Source organism: Brachybacterium sillae, assembly GCF_025028335.1.
Lineage (GTDB): Bacteria > Actinomycetota > Actinomycetes > Actinomycetales > Dermabacteraceae > Brachybacterium > Brachybacterium sillae.
In genome coordinates this window covers 1129522-1151703 of sequence record NZ_JAFEUW010000001.1, presented here as the reverse complement: position 1 = coordinate 1151703, position 22182 = coordinate 1129522, and the positions used below count along the sequence as shown (strand labels likewise).

General features: G+C 72.3%; 19 protein-coding genes and 1 tRNA gene. 7 read left to right on the top strand and 13 right to left on the bottom strand.

The window, feature by feature from the left end; genetic code table 11:
* Positions 1–26 precede the first annotated feature (26 nt).
* Positions 27–512, bottom strand: a complete 486-nt coding sequence (locus JSY14_RS05345) for a GNAT family N-acetyltransferase (protein WP_259557746.1) — start codon at positions 510–512, stop codon at positions 27–29.
* Positions 513–685: 173 nt separating this feature from the next.
* Between JSY14_RS05345 and JSY14_RS05340 the strand changes: the two genes are divergently transcribed.
* A complete protein-coding gene (locus JSY14_RS05340) occupies positions 686–1222 on the top strand; it encodes an arsenate reductase/protein-tyrosine-phosphatase family protein (RefSeq protein WP_259557745.1) in 537 nt (178 codons plus the stop codon).
* Positions 1223–1269: 47 nt separating this feature from the next.
* Here the strand turns inward: JSY14_RS05340 and JSY14_RS05335 are convergent, their stop codons facing one another.
* The 6 genes from JSY14_RS05335 to JSY14_RS05310 all read right to left on the bottom strand — a co-directional run bounded on the left by JSY14_RS05335 (position 1270) and on the right by JSY14_RS05310 (position 7651).
* Positions 1270–1827: a hypothetical protein gene (locus JSY14_RS05335; protein ID WP_259557744.1), complete on the bottom strand. Its 558-nt coding sequence runs from the start codon at positions 1825–1827 to the stop codon at positions 1270–1272.
* 879 nt (positions 1828–2706) lie between these two features.
* Positions 2707–4344, bottom strand: a complete 1638-nt coding sequence (pgm, locus tag JSY14_RS05330; protein WP_259559559.1) for a phosphoglucomutase (alpha-D-glucose-1,6-bisphosphate-dependent) — start codon at positions 4342–4344, stop codon at positions 2707–2709.
* A 74-nt stretch (positions 4345–4418) separates the two neighbouring features.
* Complete coding sequence (locus tag JSY14_RS05325; protein WP_259557742.1) at positions 4419–4967, bottom strand: hypothetical protein; 549 nt, start codon at positions 4965–4967, stop codon at positions 4419–4421.
* A gap of 205 nt (positions 4968–5172) precedes the next feature.
* On the bottom strand, positions 5173–6222 hold the full coding sequence (locus JSY14_RS05320; RefSeq protein WP_259557740.1) for an inorganic phosphate transporter: 1050 nt from the start codon (positions 6220–6222) through the stop codon (positions 5173–5175).
* Positions 6223–6225: 3 nt separating this feature from the next.
* Positions 6226–6846 carry a DUF47 domain-containing protein gene (locus tag JSY14_RS05315; protein ID WP_259557739.1) on the bottom strand — a complete coding sequence of 207 codons (621 nt, stop codon included), beginning with the start codon at positions 6844–6846 and terminating at the stop codon, positions 6226–6228.
* A gap of 184 nt (positions 6847–7030) precedes the next feature.
* Positions 7031–7651: a hypothetical protein gene (locus JSY14_RS05310; RefSeq protein WP_259557737.1), complete on the bottom strand. Its 621-nt coding sequence runs from the start codon at positions 7649–7651 to the stop codon at positions 7031–7033.
* An 86-nt stretch (positions 7652–7737) separates the two neighbouring features.
* On the opposite strand from JSY14_RS05310, the gene JSY14_RS05305 reads away from it, so the two are divergent.
* From JSY14_RS05305 to JSY14_RS05295, 3 genes are all read left to right on the top strand, one after another.
* On the top strand, positions 7738–8499 hold the full coding sequence (locus JSY14_RS05305; protein WP_259557736.1) for a VIT1/CCC1 transporter family protein: 762 nt from the start codon (positions 7738–7740) through the stop codon (positions 8497–8499).
* Between the two features lie 90 nt (positions 8500–8589).
* The gene (locus tag JSY14_RS05300) at positions 8590–9195 is read left to right on the top strand and encodes a DUF4126 domain-containing protein (protein ID WP_259557735.1); all 606 of its coding nucleotides are present in this window, start codon (positions 8590–8592) and stop codon (positions 9193–9195) included.
* 104 nt (positions 9196–9299) lie between these two features.
* Positions 9300–10511 (top strand): pyridoxal phosphate-dependent aminotransferase, encoded by a 1212-nt coding sequence (locus tag JSY14_RS05295; protein WP_259557734.1) that lies wholly within the window; start codon positions 9300–9302, stop codon positions 10509–10511.
* Positions 10512–10529: 18 nt separating this feature from the next.
* On the opposite strand, the gene JSY14_RS05290 is transcribed toward JSY14_RS05295, so the two are convergent.
* From JSY14_RS05290 to JSY14_RS05270, 5 genes are all read right to left on the bottom strand, one after another.
* The gene (locus JSY14_RS05290) at positions 10530–12791 is read right to left on the bottom strand and encodes an alpha-galactosidase (protein ID WP_259557733.1); all 2262 of its coding nucleotides are present in this window, start codon (positions 12789–12791) and stop codon (positions 10530–10532) included.
* A 39-nt stretch (positions 12792–12830) separates the two neighbouring features.
* A complete protein-coding gene (locus JSY14_RS05285; protein WP_259557732.1) occupies positions 12831–14327 on the bottom strand; it encodes an FAD-dependent oxidoreductase in 1497 nt (498 codons plus the stop codon).
* 102 nt (positions 14328–14429) lie between these two features.
* Positions 14430–15413: a transglutaminase family protein gene (locus tag JSY14_RS05280; RefSeq protein WP_259557731.1), complete on the bottom strand. Its 984-nt coding sequence runs from the start codon at positions 15411–15413 to the stop codon at positions 14430–14432.
* Entirely contained in the window at positions 15406–17736 is a 2331-nt protein-coding gene (locus JSY14_RS05275) for a circularly permuted type 2 ATP-grasp protein (protein WP_259557729.1), read from the bottom strand. The genes JSY14_RS05280 and JSY14_RS05275 overlap by 8 nt, the downstream gene beginning before the upstream one ends.
* Before the next feature lie 11 nt (positions 17737–17747).
* Entirely contained in the window at positions 17748–18428 is a 681-nt protein-coding gene (locus JSY14_RS05270; RefSeq protein ID WP_259557728.1) for an AIM24 family protein, read from the bottom strand.
* 183 nt (positions 18429–18611) lie between these two features.
* On the opposite strand from JSY14_RS05270, the gene JSY14_RS05265 reads away from it, so the two are divergent.
* The 3 genes from JSY14_RS05265 to JSY14_RS05255 all read left to right on the top strand — a co-directional run bounded on the left by JSY14_RS05265 (position 18612) and on the right by JSY14_RS05255 (position 21761).
* Positions 18612–20543 (top strand): serine/threonine-protein kinase, encoded by a 1932-nt coding sequence (locus JSY14_RS05265; protein WP_259557727.1) that lies wholly within the window; start codon positions 18612–18614, stop codon positions 20541–20543.
* A gap of 198 nt (positions 20544–20741) precedes the next feature.
* Positions 20742–21617 carry a DsbA family protein gene (locus JSY14_RS05260; protein ID WP_259557725.1) on the top strand — a complete coding sequence of 292 codons (876 nt, stop codon included), beginning with the start codon at positions 20742–20744 and terminating at the stop codon, positions 21615–21617.
* 72 nt (positions 21618–21689) lie between these two features.
* Positions 21690–21761: transfer RNA gene (locus tag JSY14_RS05255), tRNA-Thr, on the top strand.
* Between the two features lie 102 nt (positions 21762–21863).
* Here the strand turns inward: JSY14_RS05255 and JSY14_RS05250 are convergent.
* Complete coding sequence (locus JSY14_RS05250) at positions 21864–22076, bottom strand: hypothetical protein (protein ID WP_259557724.1); 213 nt, start codon at positions 22074–22076, stop codon at positions 21864–21866.
* Between the last annotated feature and the right edge of the window lie 106 nt (positions 22077–22182).

Below are 22182 nucleotides of genomic sequence, written 5' to 3'. Positions count from 1 at the left end.
GTGGGGTGCTGGGGAGGGAGGGGTGCTCAGATCTCGCGGGCCATCTTCGTCCAGGCCGAGGCGGGGTCGTCCTCGACCACCTGCCAGCGGTCACCGGTGTCGGTGAAACCAAGCGCCTCGTACAGCGCCCGCGCGGGTTCGTTGTCGGGCCCGACATACAGCGTCACGGTGTCGGCACCGTCCTCCTTCGCCCACGCGAAGACGGCCTCGGCCAGCTGCTGGGCGATGCCGAGCTTGCGCGACTCCGGGCTCACCCACATCGCCTGCAGCTCACGCTCGTTCGCGGGGGAGTCCTGCTCGTGACGGGAGGCGACGACGGCCACCGGGGTGTCGCCCTCGACCGCGAGGAACCAGGCGGCCTCGCGGACGCGCTGGCGCCACATCTGGTCGTCGTAGGTCGACTCGCGCTCCCACGACTGGCCGAAGGCCGCCGGGTCCGAGCTCAGCGACCGCAGACGGATCTCACGGACCAGCGGCCAGCTCTCCTCCTGGGCGCGGATGATGTCGACCATGGGTCCTCCTCGGGCTCGGCGACTGGGTGGGACGGGATCGTCGCGAACGTTCGGCAGCGGCGCCCGCCGTCGGCGAGGGCCGCGTGTCGTCGAGTCTACCGGGGGGTCGTCCTCGGGTCGCCGGCGTCACCCGCTGTTCATCTGAGCCCGGCCCCACCTGGGAGAATCACCCCATGCCCTCCCTGCGTGTCCTCACCGTGTGCACCGGGAACGTCTGCCGTTCCCCGGCCGCCGCGGTGATGCTGCGCCGTGCCCTGCACCTCGCGGGCCTCGAGGACCGGGTGGAGGTTGCCTCGGCCGGCACCAGCTGGGAGTCGGAGGGGCACGGGATGGATCCCCGGATCGAACTGGCGTTGTCACGGGCCGGATTCGAGCCGCCGTTTCCGCATGTGGCGCGGGCCGTCCACCAGTCGGAGATCGGCCAGTGGGACCTCGTCCTGGCCATGACGCAGCAGCATGCCGAGACGATCCGGCGGCAGGTCGATCAGCTTCCCGAGGGCGAGGCGCGGCCCACCGTCGCCCTGTGGCGGCAGTTCGATCCGGTCGTGCCCGTGACGGCGCGGGAGGAGGAGATGCCGGTGCCGGACCCGTGGTACTCCGGGCAGAAGGCCTTCGACCGCTGCGTGCTCACGATGGAGCGATCCCTTCCCTCGCTGGTGTTGCACCTGCGCAGGATGCTGCGGGACGACAGACCGGAGCAGGGGGACTGATCGCCGCGTCGTGACCTCTGACGCCTCGTCGAGGCCGGGCGGGCGGATCAGCGACCCAGCAGGCGCCGCACCTTCTCCAGCAGACCCGGGCGCGGGCCGCGATGTACCGCCGACGCGCTGGCGCTCGCGACGTTGTGGGAATGCCAGGTCGCGCCGATGAAGCCGGCCGCGGTGAGGAACCCGACCGCGAAGGCGCCGATGAGGATCTGCCGCAGCCGCACCGAGCTCTCACCCTGGTCGGTGACGAAGGCGTCATAGAGCATCACCAGTGGGCCGCGGTCACGGGGTCCGGAGATCTCGGCACTGCGCGGGGGTTGCGGGGTGACCGGTTTCCCGTCACCGCCCTCGGCCCGATCAGGTCCGGCTCCGGGCTCGGGGGTGGTGCTCACCGACGGCTGGGGTGTGGGCGGGGTGCTGGACGGCGCGGGGGGCGCGTCGGCGGAGGGCGCGTTCTGCTCCGGGGACGCGAGGGGCGCAGGCTGCGTCTCCTCGGGCTGCGGCTCCGGGCTCTGGCGCTGGTCGTCCGGGGCGGCGGCCGGTGCGGTGTCCTCCTGATCCTCATCCGCTGGTGGGTCATCACCGGTCTCGGAACGGCGCTCGGGCACCGGGGCGGACTCCGGTTCCGACGACGGGGTCGGATCGTCGGTCTCCTCGCGCGGCGACTCCTCCGGGGAGGGGCCCTCCGACGTCGGGCTCGGGTCCTCGATGCGAGTGGGCTGCTCGGGGGTCTCCTCGGGGGCCGACTCGGTCGGAGTCTCGGTGGGCGTGGGCGAGGGTGACTCGGTGGGTGTCGGCGACGGTGACTCGGAGGGGGTCGGCCTCGGTGACTTGGTGGGGGTCGGAGTCTCGGTGGGCGCCGGCGTCTCGGTCGGTGTCGGCGAGGGTGACCCGGTGGGCGTCGGCGTGGGCGACTCGGTGGGCGTCGGATCCTCGGTGGGCGTCGGCGTGGGCGACTCGGTGCGGGTCGGAGTCTCGGTGGGCGAGGGTGACTGCGTGGGCGTCGGTTCTTCGGTGGGGGTCGGCGAAGGTGACCCGGTGGGCGTCGGGTCCTCGGTGGGCGGCGGGTCCTCGGTCGGGGACGGCGTCTCGGTGGGCGTCGGGGCGGGGGTGTGACGACACGGGCGCTCCAGGGGCGCGCAGTCATGGTTCGGGTGCGTCGGAGGCCCCGGATCGGAGGGCGGTTGCGCCAGGGCCGAACCGGCGATCGGGCTCACGAGGAGGAGGCCCGCGGCGGCGGCAGCGGCGGCTGCACCCGCGGGACGGCGTCCACGATGGGACATCCGGACCTCCCTCTTCCGATCGTGCGCTGTTCCCTCACCGGCCGACGATCTCGGTGTCATGCCGATCTGGCGAAGGTGTGGCGCACCGATGACGATCTCTTGACCGGTGGACCAGAGTCCGGCACCTCACCCCTGCGGCGCAAGCCCGCTGTGGACTCCGACACGGCGCCGGAGCCGACCGCCTGGTCGGCTCCGACGTGGGCGTCAGCCCGCCAGGGCCGCATTCACCACGGCCGCCGCCTCCTGCTGCACCTGCGCCAGATGCTCCTCGCCGCGGAAGGACTCCGCGTAGATCTTGTAGACGTCCTCGGTGCCGGAGGGGCGAGCGGCGAACCATGCCGACTCCGTCGACACCTTCAGGCCACCGATCGCGGCACCGTTGGAGGCGTCCGTCTCCTTGCGCAGGATCGGCTCGCCGGCCAGCTCCGTGGCGCTGACCTGCTCCGGGGAGAGCTTCTTGAGTCGGGCCTTCTGCTCGCGGTCGGCGGGCGCGTCGACACGGGCGTAGGCGCTGGCGCCGAACTCCTCCACCAGCTCCGCGTGCAGCTGGCTGGGTGTTCGACCGGTGACGGCGAGGATCTCGGAGGCCAGCAGCGCCAGGATGATGCCGTCCTTGTCGGTGGTCCACACGCCGCCATCGCGTCGCAGGAACGACGCTCCGGCGCTCTCCTCGCCGCCGAAGCCGACGGACGCATCCAGCAGACCCGGCACGAACCACTTGAAGCCCACCGGCACCTCGTGCAGAGAGCGGCCCAGCGAGGACGCGACCCGGTCGATCAGGCTCGAGGACACCACCGTCTTGCCGATGGCTGCCCCGGCGGGCCACCGGTCACGGTGCGTGAACAGGTAGCGGATGGCCACCGCCAGGTAGTGGTTGGGGTTCATGAGCCCGCCGTCGGGGGTGACGATCCCGTGGCGGTCGGAATCGGCGTCGTTGCCGGTGGCGATGTCGTATTCGTGGCGTCGCTCCAGCAGAGACGCCATCGCCCACGGGCTGGAGCAGTCCATGCGGATCTTGCCGTCGCGGTCCAGGGTCATGAAACCCCACTGGGGGTCGACCACGGGGTTGACCACCTCGAGATGGAGGTCGTGCATCTCCGCGATCAGCGCCCAGTAGTCGACGGACGCACCACCCAGGGGATCGGCCCCGATGCGCACACCCGCCTGACGGATCGCCTCGAGGTCCACCACGTTCGGCAGGTCCTCCACATAGGTGTGCAGGTAGTCGTACCGTTCCGCCCGGTCCAGTGCCGTCTGACGCTCCACCCGGCGCACCCCGCCCAGGCCCTCCCGGATCAGCGCGTTGGCGCGGTCCTGGATCCATCCGGTGGCGTCGGTGTCGGCCGGCCCGCCGTGCGGCGGGTTGTACTTGAAGCCGCCGTCCCGCGGCGGGTTGTGGCTGGGGGTGACGACGATGCCGTCGGCGCGCTGCCCATCGTCAGCGGAACGGTCACGGTTGTGGCGCAGGATCGCGTGGGACACCGCCGGGGTCGGGGTGTAGGTGTCCTGCGCGTCGACCAGCACGGTGACGTCGTTGGCGATCAGTACCTCGAGGGCGGTGTCAAAGGCCGGGCGGGACAGTGCGTGGGTGTCGCGGCCGATGAAGAGGGGACCGCGGATGCCCTGCGCGGCCCGGTATTCGACGATCGCCTGGGTGGTGGCGGCGATGTGGTCCTCGCAGAAGGCGCCGTCGAGGCTCGAGCCGCGGTGGCCGCTGGTGCCGAAGGCGACGGCCTGGTCGGGGTTGTCCGGGTCGGGGTGGCGGTCGTAGTACGCATCGAGCAGGGCGTCGATGTCGACCAGGTCCTCGCTCTGTGCCGGCTTCCCGGCCCGGGGGTGCATGCTCACAGTTCTCCCTCGATCCTCGCGTGGCCCGTGCTCAGGGGGCACAGGCTCGGGTGGCTCTCTCCGTCACTCTAGGCGCCGGCCCCTGGGCGCGAGCGCAGCAGCCGCACGATCCCGAGGATCGTCAGCCCCAGACCCAGCAGCCCCAGCAGCAGGGAGACACCGAGGCCGATCAGCAGCGGGAGGCCCATCTCCATGATCCCCAGCGGGCCCATCACCACGGCACCGGCCGCCCCCGGTCCCTCGCACTGCACCGTCACGGGGGTGGCCTCGAGGGTCCCGACGCCCACCACGGGGGTGTAGGAACGCCCATCGGCGAGCACCACCGGGTCGTTGCCGGCCGGAACGGTGGTCAGGGCCGCCTGCTCAGGGGAGGTGGCGGTGCAGGTCGTGTCCGCCGACTGCTCCGAGGGGACCATCACCAGGAACATCTGCTGCGCCTCGGCCTCGACGGTGAGACCGGTCGGCGGCACCGTCGGGGGTTGCTCCGTCACGTGGCCGACCATGCTCCCGACGGCCACGGCGATCCCGATGAGCACAGCGGCGGGGGCGCCCACCAGCATGCTCAGCAGACCGAGGATCAGCGGGATGAGCCCCTTGCGTCGCCGCGGTGCGGACACGGGCGCGGGGGAGGGGGAGGGTGCCCACGCGGTGGCCCCCGCCGGCCCTGCGCCGACGGGTCCAGGGCCTGATGCCCCGGGGCCGACCGGGCCGGGATCGGCGGAGCCGAACGCCCCGTGCGCTCCCGGAGCGTCAGAACCGGGCGCGGGGGCAGGACCGGGCAGGCCGTAGGTCGGTCGGGGGCGCTCTGAGGACGTCACCCGGTCAGGATATCCCGACGCTGTTCACCACGATCCGGGTGGCCACCAGCCCCAGCAGGGCGCACATCGGCGGGGTCACCACCCACACCAGCACCATCCGGCCCACGATGCGCCAGCGCACGGCCCGGCGACCGGTGGCCAGGCCCGCGCCGACCACGCCACAGGCGAGCGTCTGGCTGAGGGAGATCGGGGCGGTCGGGGCGATGAGCACACCCGCCAGCAGGACCGCGGTCGCAGCTTCCGCCGCAAGCCCCTGGACGGTGGTGAGCTGGGTGAGACGACGCCCGAGGGTGCGGATGATGCGGTGCCCGCCGGTGAGGGTGCCCGCCGCGATGAGCACCGCGGAGGCGGGCAGCCCGATGCCGAGCAGCAGCGCTCCGTCGGTCACTGTCGTCGCCCCGCTGCGCTCGTACAACCCGACGGCCAGCACCAGGGCGGAGGCCGGGATCAGCACGTCCCGCACACCGTGACCGACCGCGACGGACCCTGCGGAGACGGTCTGCGCGAACCGCAGGTGGTCGGTGCGCACCCGGTCCCAGGCGGCGAGTCGGGCGAGGCCCTGGACGGCGAGGAACGCGACCGCGGCCCCCAGCAGCGGGGTGAGCAGAGCGGGAGCCACCAGCGGGAGCAACCGGGTCGACCAGTCGGCGGCCAGCCCCACCCCCAGCAGGGAGCCGCCCAGGCCCCCCGCCAGCGCCTGCCACGTGGAGGAGGGCATACCGATCCACCAGGTCACCACACCCCAGGTGAACGCCGCGCCGACACCGCTGGCCAGGGCCAGCAGCAGCGTCCGCGCCAGCGCGGGATCGGTCACCGTGGAGGGGTCCGGCAGATGCAGCACCCTCGCCGCCGCCCCACCGGTCAGGGCGGCCAGGCCCAGGCCGATGAACCCCCCCAACAGGTTCAGCACCGCGGCGTACCGCAGGGCCGTCGACTCCCGCAGGGTGCGGGTGGCGATCGAGGTGGAGATCGCGTTGGAGGCGTCGTGGAGACCGTTGAGGTACGCCAGCGCTGCGATCAGGACCACCGTCACCAGGAGCAGCGGATCCGCCATCGCTCAGGCGTCCTTGATGCGCAGCAGGTCCACCGTGCGGGCGATCCCGGTCAGGTGCCGCAGGGAGCGCTCCAGTTCGTCGAGCACGTCCCGTCGGCGCAGCAGATCGGCGGAGCTGCCGCCGCCGTCGTACAGCTCGGCGCGGGAACGTCGCAGCAGCTGTCCCGCATGCCTCTCGACACGGCGGATCTCCAGCACCAGCTCCCCGCCCCGCGGGGTGCGCGACAGCGTCCAGGTGGCGCGCACGATGATCTCGGCGGCGCGCTCCAGCTGCTGCGCCACCTCCAGCACCGGTGTCGGGACGCTGCGCAGGCGGAACAGCACGACGAGGTCGCCCACCCGGTCGAGGGAGTCGAGCAGATCCGCCATCGCACCGGCGAGGCCGTGGAGGACCTCCGCCTCATACGGGGTGATGATCGCGTCGGTGAGGCGGCTGGAGACCCGACGGGACAGCTCCGCCCCCTGGGAGGCGTGCTCGTGGAGCCGCGCGGCCATGCGGGTGCGTTCGCGAACGGGGTCGGCCAGGGTGCGGGACAGCGCCTCCGTGCTCGCGACCAGCAGCTGTGCCAGGTCGCCGAACAGGTCGTACAGGGGCTGTTCGAAGCGCCGCGGGAAGAGACTCACCGCACCTCCGTGGGTCGTGACGCGCCGGACCGGGATGCGCCTGACGGCGCGAAGGCCGCTCGTAGCGGCAGATGTTGGAGCCCGGGGCAACCGCGGCCCGGCGCGCCGACCAGTGTAGGGGATCGTCGCCGGGACAGCGCGCGCAGGAACGGGAGGCCGATCAGCCGTGCGGTCGGGTGCCCACTCAGGTGAGGGTTCCGGCGTCTTCCGCGCGGCCCGCACTCATGAGGTCCTCCCCGGTGTCGAGCAACCGGCGGGCCTGGGTGGTGAGGCCAGCAGCGCGCTCGCCGTCGACCTCCTGATCGGCCAGATGGGCCGACCCGTGCGCCGCGATCACCGCCACTGCGCCCGCCCGGCGCAGCGCCAGACCGAGGTCTCCGATGAACGCACCGCGCAGAATCCGGTCGAGGGTGCGCCGCACCGCATCGACATCCGGAGGATCGCTGAACCCGGCCAACAGCTGCAGCCCCGGCACCGTGGTGCTGCCCAGCTCGTAACGGCGCAGCAGGTCCTGCGGGTCCCGCTGAGCCCACGTGTGCAGCACGTACATCCGCCACAGAGCCCCGGGCAGCGAGTCCGCGGGCGCGGCCGACCACAGCGTCGCGAGATCCCCCAGACCCTCCGTGCGGGCGAGGCCCACCACGCGGTCCACCGTCTCCGGGTCCTCGCTGTGTCGCACCCCGTCGAGCAGGGCCGCGGCGCTGCGGTGTGCGAGGTCCGTCACCTCCGCCGGATCGGGGGCGCCGGGGATCTGATCGGCCCGGGCGGGGGAGAGCGAGGCCGGGCGGCGGAAACGGGCGGTCATGGACCCCACCGTAGCCCTCTGACCTGCAACGAAGGCAAGCCTCAGCTTGCTTGCGAGGGTCGGCGCCCCCTCCTAGCGTCCCGGTCATGAGCATCCCTGACGACGTCCGCGAGCGCGTGCGCTCCCCGGCATCCACACCGGGCGAGACGTCCCCCGCCGAGCACTCCCGCGAGGAGCATTCGCAGCGCATCAACCAGCTGCGCGCCGGCGTCCTCGGTGCCAACGACGGGATCGTGTCCGTGGCCGGCATGGTCATCGGTGTCGCCGCCGCCACCCCCACCCTCAGCGCCATCGCCGTCGCCGGCACCGCTGCCCTCACCGCGGGTGCCCTGTCCATGGCGATGGGGGAGTTCGTCTCGGTCTCCACCCAGAAGGACACCGAGACGGCGATGCTGCAGCGCACCCGCCGGGACCTCGCCGAGCGGCCGGAGAAGGCGCTGGAGGACCTCACCGTCGCCCTGGAGGAGACGGGGGTGCCGCGGGACCTCGCCCGGCAGGCGGCCGAGCGCATGACCGCGCATGACGGACTCGACGCCCACGCGCGGGTGCGCCTGGGCATGGACGAGGACACCATCGCCTCCCCGATGCACGCGGCGATCGCCAGCCTCGTCGCCTTCACCATCGGCGGTCTGCTGCCGCTGCTGGCGGCGCTGCTGGTGCCCGGAGGATGGCGGATCCTCGCCACCATGCTCGCCGTGGTGGTGGGCCTGGCCCTGACCGGCCTGATCAGTGCGCGGCTGGGGCAGGCGGCCGCGGGCCGCGCGACCGTCCGCACCATCATCGGCGGTCTGCTGGCGATGGGCGTGACGTATGCGATCGGCTCGCTGCTCGGGGTCGCGGGCGTCTGAGATGGACCGGCGATGCATCGGCCGCGATGATGGGGCTGATGCACCGCCTCCGCGCCCGGCGGAAGGGCGGGCGCGAGACGAGGAGACCGGATGGAAGCGACGCTGATGTCCCTGGGGTCCGGCTGGGTCAGCGGGATCCGGCCGTACTTCATGATCTTCCTGCTGGGCCTGGCAGGCCGCGTGTTCGGGCTCGAACAGGTGCCGACGGTGCTGCAGCGCACCGATGTGCTCGTCGTTGCCGCGGTGCTGCTGCTGGTGGATCTGGCGGCCGACAAGATCGCCTACTTCGACTCCTTCTGGGACCAGCTGAACACGGTGGTGCGGCCCCTGGCCGGGGCGGTGCTCGGGTACCTGCTGGCAGGGGAGACCGACGTGGTCAACGCGATCGTCATGGCGCTGCTGGGCGGTGGGGCGGCCCTGGGTGCACACGCGGCGAAGTCCACGGCACGCGCCGCGGTGAACGTCTCCCCGGAGCCGGTCTCCAACGTCGTCGTCTCCACCGGGGAGGATCTCCTGGCCCTGGTGATGGGTCTGCTGACGATCACCGTGCCGCTGGTGGCGGGTGCCCTCGCGCTTGTCCTGCTGCTCATCGGCGGATACATCGCCTACCGCATCCTGCGCAGCATGCGCCGCCTGCGGGAGAGGCTGCGGGAGGCCCGGCGTCGCCGCGCGCCGGTACCCGCCGGCGAGGTCTGACCCACGACATCCGACCCCGGAACGGTGACGCGGACCACGCCCCACGGGGACTAGCCTGGGCCCTCCCGGACCCCGGCCCCGGCCCCCTCGACCCAGGAGCATCCATGCCGCTCACCCAGTCCTCGAAGCTCTCCGGCGTCAGCTACGACGTGCGCGGCCCGGTGCTAGCCGAGGCCGCCCGGATGGAGGCCGCCGGGCAGAAGGTGCTGAAGCTGAACATCGGCAACCCGGCCCCGTTCGGCTTCGAGGCGCCCGACGAGATCCTCGTCGACATGATCCGCGCGCTGCCCACCGCGCAGGGCTACTCCGACTCCAAGGGCATCCCGTCGGCGCGCCGCGCCGTGGCGCAGTACTACCAGACCCTCGGGATGCCCGGGGTCGACCTCGAGGACGTCTACCTCGGCAACGGCGTCTCCGAACTGATCGCGATGGTCTGCCAGGCGCTGGTCGACGACGGCGACGAGATCCTGGTGCCGAGCCCCGACTACCCCCTGTGGACGGCGTCCGTGTCGCTGGCCGGCGGCACCGCCGTGCACTACCGTTGCGACGAGCAGAACCACTGGTGGCCCGACCTCGAGGACATCGCCGCGAAGGTCACGCCACGGACCAAGGCGATCGTGGTGATCAACCCGAACAACCCCACCGGGGCGGTCTACCCGCAGGAGGTGCTGGAGGGCATCGTCGAGATCGCCCGGGAACACGACCTGCTGCTGCTGTCCGACGAGATCTACGACAAGATCCTCTACGACGACGCGGTGCATGTGCCGATCGCGCGACTCGCCCCGGATCTGCTGTCCATCACCTTCAACGGCCTGTCCAAGGCGTACCGGGTGGCGGGATTCCGCGCCGGCTGGATGGTGCTGTACGGCCCGCAGGACGACGCCGCGAGCTTCCTCGAGGGACTCACCACCCTGTCGAACATGCGACTGTGCGCCAACGTCCCGGCGCAGCACGTGATCGCCACTGCGCTGGGCGGCTACCAGACCATCAACGACCTGGTGCTGCCGGGCGGCAGGCTCCGCGAGCAGCGGGATGTCGCCTATGAGGGGCTGAGCGACATCCCCGGGGTGCAGGTGGAGAAGGCCCGGGGAGCGCTGTACATGTTCCCGCGGCTCGACCCGGAGATGTACCCGATCACCGACGACGAGCAGTTCGCCTTCGACCTGTTGCGCAGCACCAAGATCCTCGTGACGCAGGGCAGCGGCTTCAACTACGCCGGCACCGACCACTTCCGCCTGGTGACCCTGCCGAGCGTCGACGTGCTGGAGACGGCGATCGACCGGATCGGAGCGTTCCTCGCGACCCTGCGGCGCTGAGGAGAACCACGCGCCGCGTCAGCGGCCGTCGTCGGCCGTGACCTCCAGCAGGACCAGCTGTTCCGCATCCAGCAGGGGAGCGGCCAGGCCCACCATCTCGAGGGCGCGGCCCGAGAGCACCGGGGCGTGGCCGTCCGCCGCGTCGGCCATCCAGGCGGGCTCCCGCCACCCTGACGGGGTCCCACCCGGCATCAGCACCTGCACCGTGTAGGCCCGGTAGGGGTCGAGGCCCGGCAGCCGCACACGCTCCCGCGGGGAGACCCCGGAGCGCCGCAGCGACGCCACCGCGAACAGGCCCTCGGATCCATCGGCGGCGACGACGCCCTGCACACTGAGGGACTCCTCCGTCTGCGGGTCGGCGCTGCGGTCGGCCCGCACCAGATCGCCGGTGAACAGCAGCTCCCGGCGTTGCTGGAACACCTCGATCCACGCCCGCAGGGCGGTGAGCTCCTCCTCGGTGGCCTGCGCCAGGTCCCATTCGATGCCCATGTGGCCGAACAGTGCCGTGCCCGCGCGGAAGTCGAGGCTGTGCAGGCGCCCGGTGGTGTGGGAACGACCGGAGGCGACGTGGCAGCCCATCAGTTCCAGCGGGATCAGCTGGGCGGTCCACCGCTGCATCTGCTGCCGCTCCAGGGGGTCGATGCAGTCGGAGACCCACACGCGGTCGGTGCGCTCCAGGACTCCGAGGTCGATGCGCCCGCCTCCGGAGGAGCACGACTCGATCTCCAGGCCGGGGAAGCGTTCCTTCAGCTCGTCCATGAGCCGGTAGGCGGCGAGGGTCTGTGCGTGGGCGGCGGCCCGCGCCTGACCGTCACGACGGCTGCCCGGCTCCAGCAGATCGCGGTTGTGATCCCATTTGAGGTAGGAGATCGGCGCAGACTCGATCACCGCGACCATCTGGTCCCGCAGATGGGCGTACGCCGCGGGGTTCGTGAGGTCCAGGACCTGCTGGTGGCGGGACTGCACGGGCAGACGCTCCGCCGACGGGGTGAGCAGCCAGTCCGGGTGGGCACGGGCGACGTCGGAGTCCTCATTGACCATCTCCGGTTCGAACCACAGACCGAACTGCATGCCGAGCCCGGTCACATGCTCGGCGAGCGGTGCCAGGCCGTCGGACCACACGTCGGGGGAGACGACCCAGTCGCCGAGCCCGGAGGTATCATCGCGGCGGGACCCGAACCAGCCGTCATCGAGCACATACCGTTCGACACCGAGGGCGGCGGCGCGGTCGGCGAGGTCCGTCAGGCGCGGCCGGTCATGGTCGAAGTACACGGCCTCCCACACGTTGAGTGACACGGGCCGGTCGGTGCTGACGTGCTGCGGCCGGGAGCGCAGGTATCGGTGGAAGCGGTGCGCGATGGTGTCGAGTCCATCGGCCGACCATGCCCCGTACACCCACGGGGAGTCGTAGGACTCGTCGGGGCCCAGCAGCCCCTCCCCGGCCATCAGCAGCTCCCCGCCACCGATCACCTGCAGCCCGGTGGGGGTGCGCTCGGCCAGGTGCACGTGGTTGCCGGAGAACGCGGTGTGCACCGCCCACACCTCACCCCGGCGGAACCCGAAGCCGCGGCGCCCCACATGCAGCAGATACGCGGAGTCGAACCCGGTGCGGCCCTTGTGGGTCTCCCGCAGATGCATCCCGACGGTCATCTCCCGCCGCTGCGGTGTGCGCTCCTTGCCCCAGCGGCCGGCGAAATCGAGGATCTCATCGGCCTCCAGCGGAGTGGGGAGCGTGAGGGTCAGGGACCGCAGGCTGTACGGGGTCTGGCCGGTGTTGGTGAGGCGCGCGCGCTGGCGCAGCAGACCGCTCGGCAACATCTCGATCTCGAGCTGCACCGCAAGACCGCTGTCGGGGTCCTCCAGGTCGATGGTGAGGGCTGTTGCCCCGAGATCGTGCAGGGAGTCATCCAGCGGGAGGTCCCGGCCGGAGGAGGTCAGGGAGCGGGTGATCAGCCGCGGGGAGAAGGCGGTGCCGTCGATCCGGCCGCCGTCGATGCCGGGCCGTCCGGGCCAGCCGTCGGCGGCCTGCGGCAGGATCGCGGTGCGCAGCGGCGCATCGACGGTGTTCTCCACCCGCACCGGCGTCGTGACCAGGCGCAGCCCCCGAGCCTCCTGCTCGCCCAGGTCCGGCAGCGCCGCACCCCAGTGGAGCACCGCGGGGGAGCGCCCATCGGTGACATCCACCAGCAGCGACACCCCGGCCGCGTGCAGGTGGACCAGGGCCGACCGGGCCGGGGCCGGGGCCAGGGTGGCGAGGGAGTGCGAGGGTGGAGTGGGCACCGGATCCTCCGGGGGCGTCGGCGACGGGAGCTGAGGGTCTCAGTCTGCCGTGCGCGCCCGCGCCACCGCCTCACGTTCGATCCGCGCCATCTCCTCGCGCTCGATGACCTTCACCCGGGCGCGGGGCTGCCCCTCGGCGTCCAGCGCCGCGGCACCGAGCCCGCGCTCGTGCTCGTCGAGGGCCATCCATCCGTCCCACGTCGTGTACTGCACACCGCGCTCGTCGAGCAGCCGCACCACCGAGTCGGGGTCTCGGTCCGCGGCCGGCAGCAGCACGCCGGAGTCGATGTCCTCCAGCAGGCTGGTGATGGTCTCGAGGGCGTCGGACTTGGTGGCGCCGATCAGACCCACGGGGCCGCGCTTGATCCACCCGTTGGCGTACAGGCCGGTGAGCAGCTTCCCCTCCGCGGTGGTGATGCGGCCGGCGTCGTTGTGGATCACGCCGCGCTGGGGGTCGTACGGCACCCCGGGCAGCTCGGAGCCGAAGTAACCGACGGCGCGGTACACGGCCTGCAGCGGGACGTCGACGATGCGGCCGGTGCCCTCCACCCGGCCGTCCTCCGTGCGGCGGGTGCGCTCGAAGCGCATGCCCACGACGCGGCCGTCCTCGCCGAGGACCTCAACGGGGCGGTGCCAGAAGTGCAGGTGCAGACGGCGCTGCACCGGGCCGCCGTAGCTGTCGGTCGGCTCCTGCCCGGCGGCTTCACGGGCCTGCTGCTCCTGCAGCCAGCCCTCGAAGGTGGCGTACACCTGGTCGGTGCGCTTGTCCGCGGCGATGCGCTCACGCTCCTCCGGGGTGATGTCCGCGAAGTCCTCCGGGTCCAGCACGATCTGCACCCCGCGCGGGTGGGCCAGCTCGCGGGTCTCCAGCGGGGAGAACTTCACGTCGGCGGGACCGCGGCGCCCGAACACGTGCACATCGGTGGTGGCGGCGGCCTTCAACCCGTCGTAGACGTTGGCGGGGATCTCGGTGCGCAGCAGCTCATCGGCGGACTTCGCCAGCACCCGCGACACGTCCAGCGCCACGTTGCCATTGCCGATCACGCCGACCTCCTGCGCCGTCAGCGGCCAGGTGCGCGGGTAGTCGGGGTTGCCGTCGTACCAGGCGACGAAATCGGCGGCGCCGTAGGAGCCCTCCAGATCGATGCCGGGGATGTCGAGCTGGGCGTCCTTCAGCGCACCGGTGGCGAAGATCGCGGCGTCGTAGCGCTGGTGCAGGTCCTCCAGGGTGAGGTCGCGCCCGAACTCCACGTTCCCCAGGAAGCGGATGTCCCCACGGCCCAGGATGCGGTGCAGCGCGGTGATGATGCCCTTGATGCGCGGGTGGTCGGGGGCCACGCCGTAGCGGATCAACCCGAAGGGGGTGGGCAGCTGGTCGAAGAGGTCGATCTCCACGCGCAGGGCCCCGGACTTCACCGGCTCGGAACGCAGCAGGGTCTCGGCGGCGTACACCCCGGCGGGGCCCGAACCGATCACGGCCAGGCGGAACGGCTGGGTGGTGGGGGTGGTCTCGCTCGCAGCGGTCGTCTCGCTCATCGCACCTTCGTCTTCTCGGTCGGCGGGTGTTCCCAGGCTAGCGAGAGGCCCCCGCCCCGCGGTGGGGTCGATGGCGCTGTGTGTCAGGCGTTACCCGATGTGTCAGGCGTCATCGGCCTCCGGCACCACCCCCACCGCCACCGAGAGGGTGGAACGGGCCCCCTTGGGGCCGACGACGATGCCCTTCAGCGGCGGAACGTCGCTGTAGTCGCGTCCCCAGCCGGTGGTGACGAACCGCTGATCGACGAAGGTGTTGTTCGTCGGATCGATGTCCACCCATCCGGCCCCGGGCACGAGCACGCTCACCCAGGCGTGGGATGCCGCCGAACCGATCATGCCCTCATCTGCCGGGGTGGTGCCGAGCGCGTCGGGGTCGCTGGTGGGGCGGGTCGCCGTGCGCAGATACCCCGAGACGTACCGGGCCGCCAGGCCCACCGACCGTGCCACCGCGATCGCGACGTGGGAGAAGTCCTGGCACACGCCCTGCCGTGCGGCGAGCACGTCCTCCAGGGTGCTCGAGACCGTGGTGGCAGTCGTGGAGTACGTGAACTCGGTGTGGATCAGATGCGTGAGATCCGCCAGGCAGGATCCGGCGGGCCGACCCGGTGTGAACACCCGCTCGGCGATCTCCCGCACCCCCGGCACGGTGCGGATCCGTGGGGAGGGCAGCACGAAGTCATGGCTCTCGGGCGGCATCAGCGGGCCCCAGTGCTCGGGCCGGCACTGTTCCCACGGCACGCTCATGCGCTCGATCGGATAGCGCCGGGCCTCCACCTGCACGCGGGTGCGGGAGTGCACATCCAGTGAGTCGTGGGGGCCGTCGACCAGCAGGAAGGTCGAGGAGTTGCCGTAGAAGTCGGTGTGGGCGGTGAGCACGGCGGCCGCGGGCTCCACCGTGAGGGTGTGGGAGAGCACCCGTTGATACGGGGTGGCGCGGGGCTCCACATGCGCCCGCCCGTAATTGCGGGAGACCGGCTGCGGGTGGTACCGATAGCGCGTCAGGTGGTGCACCCGGTACGTCACCGGGGCGGGCTCCGGGGCATCGGCGGACGCGAAGGGAATCAGCGGGCGTGGCCGCTCAGACATCGTCGAACCCCCAGGGGGAGAGCATCTCGGGAGAGGAGAACAGGTCCTCCTCCAGGGCGCGGGACAGCTCCCGCAGCTCGCCGAGCGCCGCCTCGATCTCGGCGGCCAGGGCGGGCTCCGGAGGATCGCTCGGGATCGGGCCGTCCTCGGCCGGCGCGGCGAGCAGCTGGGCGGCGTTCCAGCCCGCGACCCGCTGCCGCAGCGCCCGCAGGCGCCCGGGCACGGACGACACCCCGGCGGTCTCGGGCAGGCGCTCCACGTCGGCGACCAGCTGCTCCAGCTGCGCGGCGACGGAGCGGGGAAGGGTCATGTCGTGGAGCAGCATGTCCAGCAGCAGACGTGGTCGCAGCGCCGCATGGTGCGTGCGACGGTACGCCGAGGCGGTGCCGGTGGTGGCGGCCACCGCTGCTGCCACCCGGGCCTCGATGGCGCGGTCGTGGCGCGGTGACAGGGTCGCGCGCAGCAGCCGCAGCGTCGCACTCGCCCGCTCGATCCGCCGCCCGGCGTCGAGCAGGTCCCGCCCGGCGGAGCGGACCATCGTGTCGCCGACCGCGCCGCTCAGCGCATGGGTGCCCATCACCACCCGCGACAGGGCCGCCGACAGCGCCGATGACGGCTCGCCCTCCGCCGCCGGGCGGGGGGTGCGCAGCTCGTCCGACATCAGCGACAGCACGCCCCAGATGTCGTCGGTGACGAGATCCCGGAGGTTCCGGGCGGTGCCCTCCAGAGCGGTGAACGACTGGCCCAGCGCCCCCAGGCGAGTGGGGGACAGGGCCACGCTGAGAAGTTCCTCCCGCACACTGCGACGGTCGGTGGTGTCGACCTCATGGAAACCGGGGAACGTGGTGGTGGCGTCGGTGACCGCGTGCAGCAACACCTCCAGCGCGGTGCGCGCGGTGGCGGAGCTCTCCGCACCGAGGTCGGTGGCGTGGTCCTCGACGGTGCGCAGCAGACGAGCCGTGAAGTCCACCCGCTCCAGGTAGCGGCCGAACCAGAACAGATCCGAGGCGATCCGGCGGGTCATCGGCGCCGGGGCGATCAGCGGAGCCTCCACCGCATCGTCCTCCGGGCCGTCCGCCGGGGGTCCCGCGGCGGCCGGATCCGCAGGGGCCGACCCCGAGGAGGCGGGCTCCTCCTCCGCCACCAGCACCCACACGTCCTTCCACGCCTCCGGCGCGTCATCGAGGGTCCGGGCGATGCCACCGGGCAGCACGGCGAAACCGTCCCCGGTGTCCATCACCATCAGCTGCAGCTCCACCGGCCGCCCCACCAGCGACACCGCCCCGGTCGAGGGGGTGGTGTCGGCCGCGGCCGCGGCGCCGAGCGACGGCACCTCAGCGATCTCCTGGTCCGAGGAGGCGGTGGGGAGCAGGAGGTCCTCGTGCAACAGGTGCCGGCAGATGTCGGGCAGGGCGACGGCCAGGGCGCGGTTCTCCAGGATCCCCGCACCCACGGGGTTCACCACCTCCACCTCTCCGCGGCGGGCGGTCTCCACCAGCCCCGCGACCCCGGGGAACGGACCCGGGCCCAGCTCCAGGGGGTCGACCGCTGTCGAAGGGACCATCCGCACCACCACGTCGACGCGCGGGGCGCTGCCGACGCCGGTGCCCTGGAGTCGGAGTTCCCCGTCGCGGACCGCCAGGTCGGTCCCGGTGACCGTCGGCCACCCCAGGAGGTTCGCGAGCCAGCGGTGGTCGAAGGCCGACCGGGCATCTCCGCCGTCGGTCAACACCACCGCCCGGCCGGGCAGGCCGCCATGGCCGGTGCGGCGCCCCAGGGCGGAGCGCAACCGGTCGTAGAACGGATGCAGGCGCTGCAGGGCGGTCGAGCGCAGCAGCGTCGGCGCGGTGCGGGAGATGACCCGGCGCATCTCCAGGGCCAGCCCCGCGCCGGTCGGGACGTCCGCCTGCACGCCGCGCACCGCCCAGTGCCCGTCGGAGGTGCGCACCACCGTCACCGCGAGAACCACCAGGTGGCGGGGGCCGCGCGGCGGGATCGACGTCGCCGCCCGCACGTACCCCGCGTCGGCGAACAGCTCCGGGGCGGGCGCCACCCCGGCGGCGAGGATCGTGCGCGCACCGTACAGGTCGGCGTGGATCGCATCGAGCAGACGCGCCCTCTGCACTAACCCGGCGGTCAACTCCTGCCAGTCCCCGGCGGTCAGCACCACCGGCACCGGGTCGATCAGCGGCGGCTCCTGACCGGGCACCTCGGCGGTCACCTCGCGTCGGGCCGCGGCGGCCGCGGCCCGCAGTCCGCGCCCGCCGAGCTCGTCGATCTCGCGCTGCAGCGCGAGGGGGAGATCGGCAGTCACGCGTGGCATCGTAGGGGGACTCAGCTGGAGGCCGTCACGACCGGTGCCCCCTCGGACGGCTGTACGACCACGAATCCGGGGCCGTGGAAGGCCAGCTGGAAGGATTCCCCGGAGCCGCGGCCGATCAGCGAGCCGATCGAGAAGTCGTTCTTGATCTGGGGCTGCAGATTCGCCGACCAGCACACGGCCGCCTGCGGGTCCACGTACGTCGGCTGCTGCGAGCAGTCCAGCAGCATCGGCGGGCCGTCGGAGGTCACCGCCACCAGGCCCTGACCCTGCAGCAGCAGGTTGAACAGGCCGCCGGCCATGAACCCGGCCCCGCCCAGGGTGCGGATGTCCCAGCTGATCGAGGAGTCGAAGGCCAGCAGGTTGCCGGTGTTCAGAGTGAGGGCGTCGCCCTCCAGCAGCAGCAGGAAGATGTCCTCGGCGCGGCGGGCGAAGAACACCTCACCGTGGCCCCGCACCCGCATCAGGTTCGCCCCCTCCCCGGTGGCGAGTTTCTTCAGCAGCTTCATCCCACCGCCGCTGCCCTGGTACTCGAACTGCATGTTCCCCTGGTACGCGACCATCGCCCCGGCCGAGGCCACGATCTCCGGGTCCTGAGGGCCGAGGGCACAGCGCAGCATCTTGGAACTCTGCAGCGTCCACCTCTCGGTGGTCTGCTTCTCCTGGTTGGCGGCGTCGAACAGGGTGCTGCGCATGGGAACCTCCCGGTGGCGTCGAGCCGCCGGGATGTTCCGGCGGCGGGTGCGCGGCCAGCGTCCCACACGGGTCCGACCGTCGAATCCGCCGAAGGTCGACCGTCCGGCGGCGTGGTCTCCCCCCGGGGGCGGAACCTGCTCCGAACCCCTGGCACCCGGGAGGGCGCTCAGTAGCATGGCCGCATGTCCGAGCCGCGCCCCTCGATCCGACCGCCGCGCCGCGATCCCCGTCTCGCGGCACTCGCCGCGGACTCCGGGTACACCGTGCGCGAACGCATCGGTGCGGGCGGGATGGGCATCGTCTACCGGGCCACCGACGCCGACGGGCAGGACGTCGCCCTGAAACTGCTGCGGCCCGAGATCGCCGACGATCCACGGGCCCGCCGCCGACTGGCGCGGGAGGTCGCGGCGCAGAGGCGCCTGCGCGACGAGAACATCGTCCGGGTGATCGACGCCGAGCTCGACTCCCCGGAGGCCTTCGTCGCCACCGAGTTCGTGCCCGGTCCCACCCTCGAGGACGCCGTGCGGTCCCGCGGTGGCCTGCACCCGGAGATCGTGCGGGAGATCGGGCTGATCCTCGGCGGCACCCTGCGCAGCATCCACCGGGCCGGAGTGGTGCACCGCGACCTGAAGCCCTCGAACATCCTGTTGCGTGACGCCGCCCCCGAGGACCTCGACGGGTACGACCCCGACGGACCGCGGGTCGACCCGGTGATCATCGACTTCGGGATCGCCCTGGCGGCGGAGGAGTCGCGATTGACCTCGACCGGGCTGGTGATGGGCACCGCCGCCTATCTGGACCCGGAGATCATGCGCACCAACGTGTCGACTCCGGCGGGTGACTGGTGGGCGTGGGCGGCGATCCTGGCCTTCGCCGCGACCGGTCGGGAGCCGTTCGGGTCCGGCCGGGCCGACATCGTGTTCCTGCGTGCCGACCGGGGGGAGATCGACCTCGCCGGCGTGCCCCCGGAGCTCGCCGGCCTGCTGCGGGACGCCCTGACCGCCGCTCCCGCCCGGCGTCCCGACCCCGAGGACCTCCTGCGCCGCCTCGAGCGGATCGACATGGACGCGGCGGTCGAGGGCGCGGAGGTCAGCGCCGACGACGAGGCCGGTGCCGCCGCGGCTGAGTTGTCCCAGTCCTCCCTCACAGCTGAGCCCAGGACGGAGGTCATCCCCCCTGTCGGCCGGCTCGGCACTGCGACCGCGCCCCTCGATGTGGCCGACGGTTATCGCGCCCCCGTCACCGAGGTGATCCCGGTGCAGGACGTCGAGGACCGCGGCCGTACAGAGGTTCTGCCGGTGGCCGCCCGGTCCGAGCGCTCGTCGACGCCGCCGGAACCGCCGACGGCGGTGCTGCCCCCGGTGCTCGGCGCCCCCACGCAGGCGCTGCCGCGGATCGCGGAGCCGATCGCCCCACAGCCGTACCCGCCCCATCCCGCCCCCCTGCAGGCGTACTCGCCGCAGGGGTTCCAGCCCCACCCTGCGCCGGCCTCTGCGCCGCCGGGGTATCCGGCGGCCCCAGCGCCGCCGCCCCGCCGGCCGCTGCTCGTCGGGCTCGGTCACCTGCTGCTCATCGGAGTGGCAGGAGTGGCCCCGTACCTGTCCCTGATCCTGATGCTGGTGCTCGGAGCCCTCGCTCGCACCTGGGAGGCCTCTTCGGCAGGTCTCCTCGCGCGACGCTCCCGGGGAGAGCGTGGGGGTGGCTGGACGGTGGGTGTCGCCGCCCCGTTCCGTGCCCTCCTCAACCTGTTGGTGGTGGCGTTGCAGGCACTCCTGCCGCTGGTCCTCGGACTCGTGCTGGTCGTCGCCCTCGACGCCGTCCTGGTGATGAGTCTGCAGACCCGCCTGCCCGTCGGGGTGCTGCACATGGGGGCGATGGCGGTGTGTCTGCTCCTGACCTGGTTCGGGCTCGGCGGGGGACCGACCCGCCGCGGGGCACACCGGATGGTTGGGGCGGCGGCACCGGACCGTGTGTGGTCGGCGGTGCTCGCGGGTCTGTTGCTGCTGCTCCTGGCAGCCGTCGCGTTGACGTTCATGGCGCGGAACGGCGCCCCCGACTACTTCCCGTTCCCCCAGATCCCGCCGCTCACCGAGGTTCTCGTCTGGCGCCGCTGACACGAGAGGGCTGCGCCGCTGACAGGGGGTCGCACGCACAGTGCTGGAAGGGTGGAGAGTGCGAAGGGTCAGGAGTGATCCGGCGCACTCGTCCCGAAGCGGTGCGACCGTGCCCGGTAGGCTCGGGTCGTTGAAACCTGTCGTTGATCGCTGCGCCGGTTCGCCCCGACGCGCGGCCTCATCCTGATGGAGGAACGGATGGCATCCCGCTCGACCCCCACCGGTTCCGGCAGCACCGGAGGCTCCGGCGCCTCCCGCCGCGAGGCCCAGCGCGAGGAGCTGCGGCGCCAGCGGCAGGAGGAACTCAAGCGTCAGACCACTCGTCGCAACCTGCTGATCGGTGGAGCATCGGCAGCAGGTCTGCTCGCCGCCGGGGGAATCGGCTACGGGCTGTTCCAGTCCTCGCAGTCCCGCACCCCCGAGGGTGAGGTGACGGCCCCGCAGGGCATCGCCGCGGACCAGCCGTACTACTCCCTCGGTGCGGCCCCCGGTTCGGGAGCGCCCGTGGTGGACGTGTACATCGACTTCATGTGCCCCTGGTGCGCCGTGTTCCACCAGACCAACGGCGCCGACCTCAACGCCCTGGTGGAGGAGCAGGTGGCCGAGTTCCGCATCCACACCCGTCGGTTCCTGGACCAGCTCTCCACCACCGGTGACTACTCCACCCGTGCGGCGAACGCTGCCGCTGCGGTGTACAACGAGAACCCCGCGAACTTCCTGCCGTATCTCGATCTGCTCTTCGAGAACCAGCCAAAGGAGCAGTCCGCGGGCCTCGACAACGCCCGGCTTCTGGAGCTCGCGCAGCAGGCGGGGGGCTCGGCGGAGCTGCAGTCCGCCATCGACGGGCGGACGTACTGGCGGTGGATCCGTGAGGTGGTGGAGGCCGAGGCCGCCGAGCGCACGCAGGGCACCCCGGCCGTGTTCATCAACGGCACACAGTGGGGCGCGGGCAACGAATGGCAGCAGGCCGGTGCGTTCGCCGCGGCCGTCCGCCAGGCCGCCGGCTCCGGTGCCGACGCCTCCGACGCGGGTGGGGCCTCGGACGCGGGTGGCGCCTCCGACGGCGGCCGCTGATCCGGACCGTCCTCCGTCAGCGAGGCCGCACCCCGTACGCTGGACACACCTCGCGGTAACACCGCGGGGCCCGCAGGAGTGGCGCAACGGTAGCGCACCTGTCTTGTAAACAGGTGGTTGCGGGTTCGAATCCCGTCTCCTGCTCCGAAGACACAGGTCGCGCCACCGTTCATGAACGGTGGCGCGACCTGTGTGCAAGGGCGGGTGGGTGCCGGGCCCCGCCCGCCGGGTGTGGTCAGTGCGTGGTCACTGCTTGATCTGGATCTGGGTGGTCTGGCCGCCCTCCCAGGTGTAGATCTTCCGCAGGTTCGTCGGAGACTGGGCGACACACCCGAGGGTGTGGCCGGACAGCGTGTGCGCGTGCAGCAGGATCCCCGAGCCCTTCCCCGAGATGTACGGGTTCTGGTTGTAGGAGATCACCTGGCCGAGGGCGAACGCCGTCGGGTTGCTGGTCGCCATGCCACCGGTGCCCGGGACGCAGCGCAGCTGGTTGCCGGTGGAGTCGTTGATGCCGCAGATGCCCGGGTCTCTCTCCGCGACGACGAACGGCGCCCGCCCCGAAGGG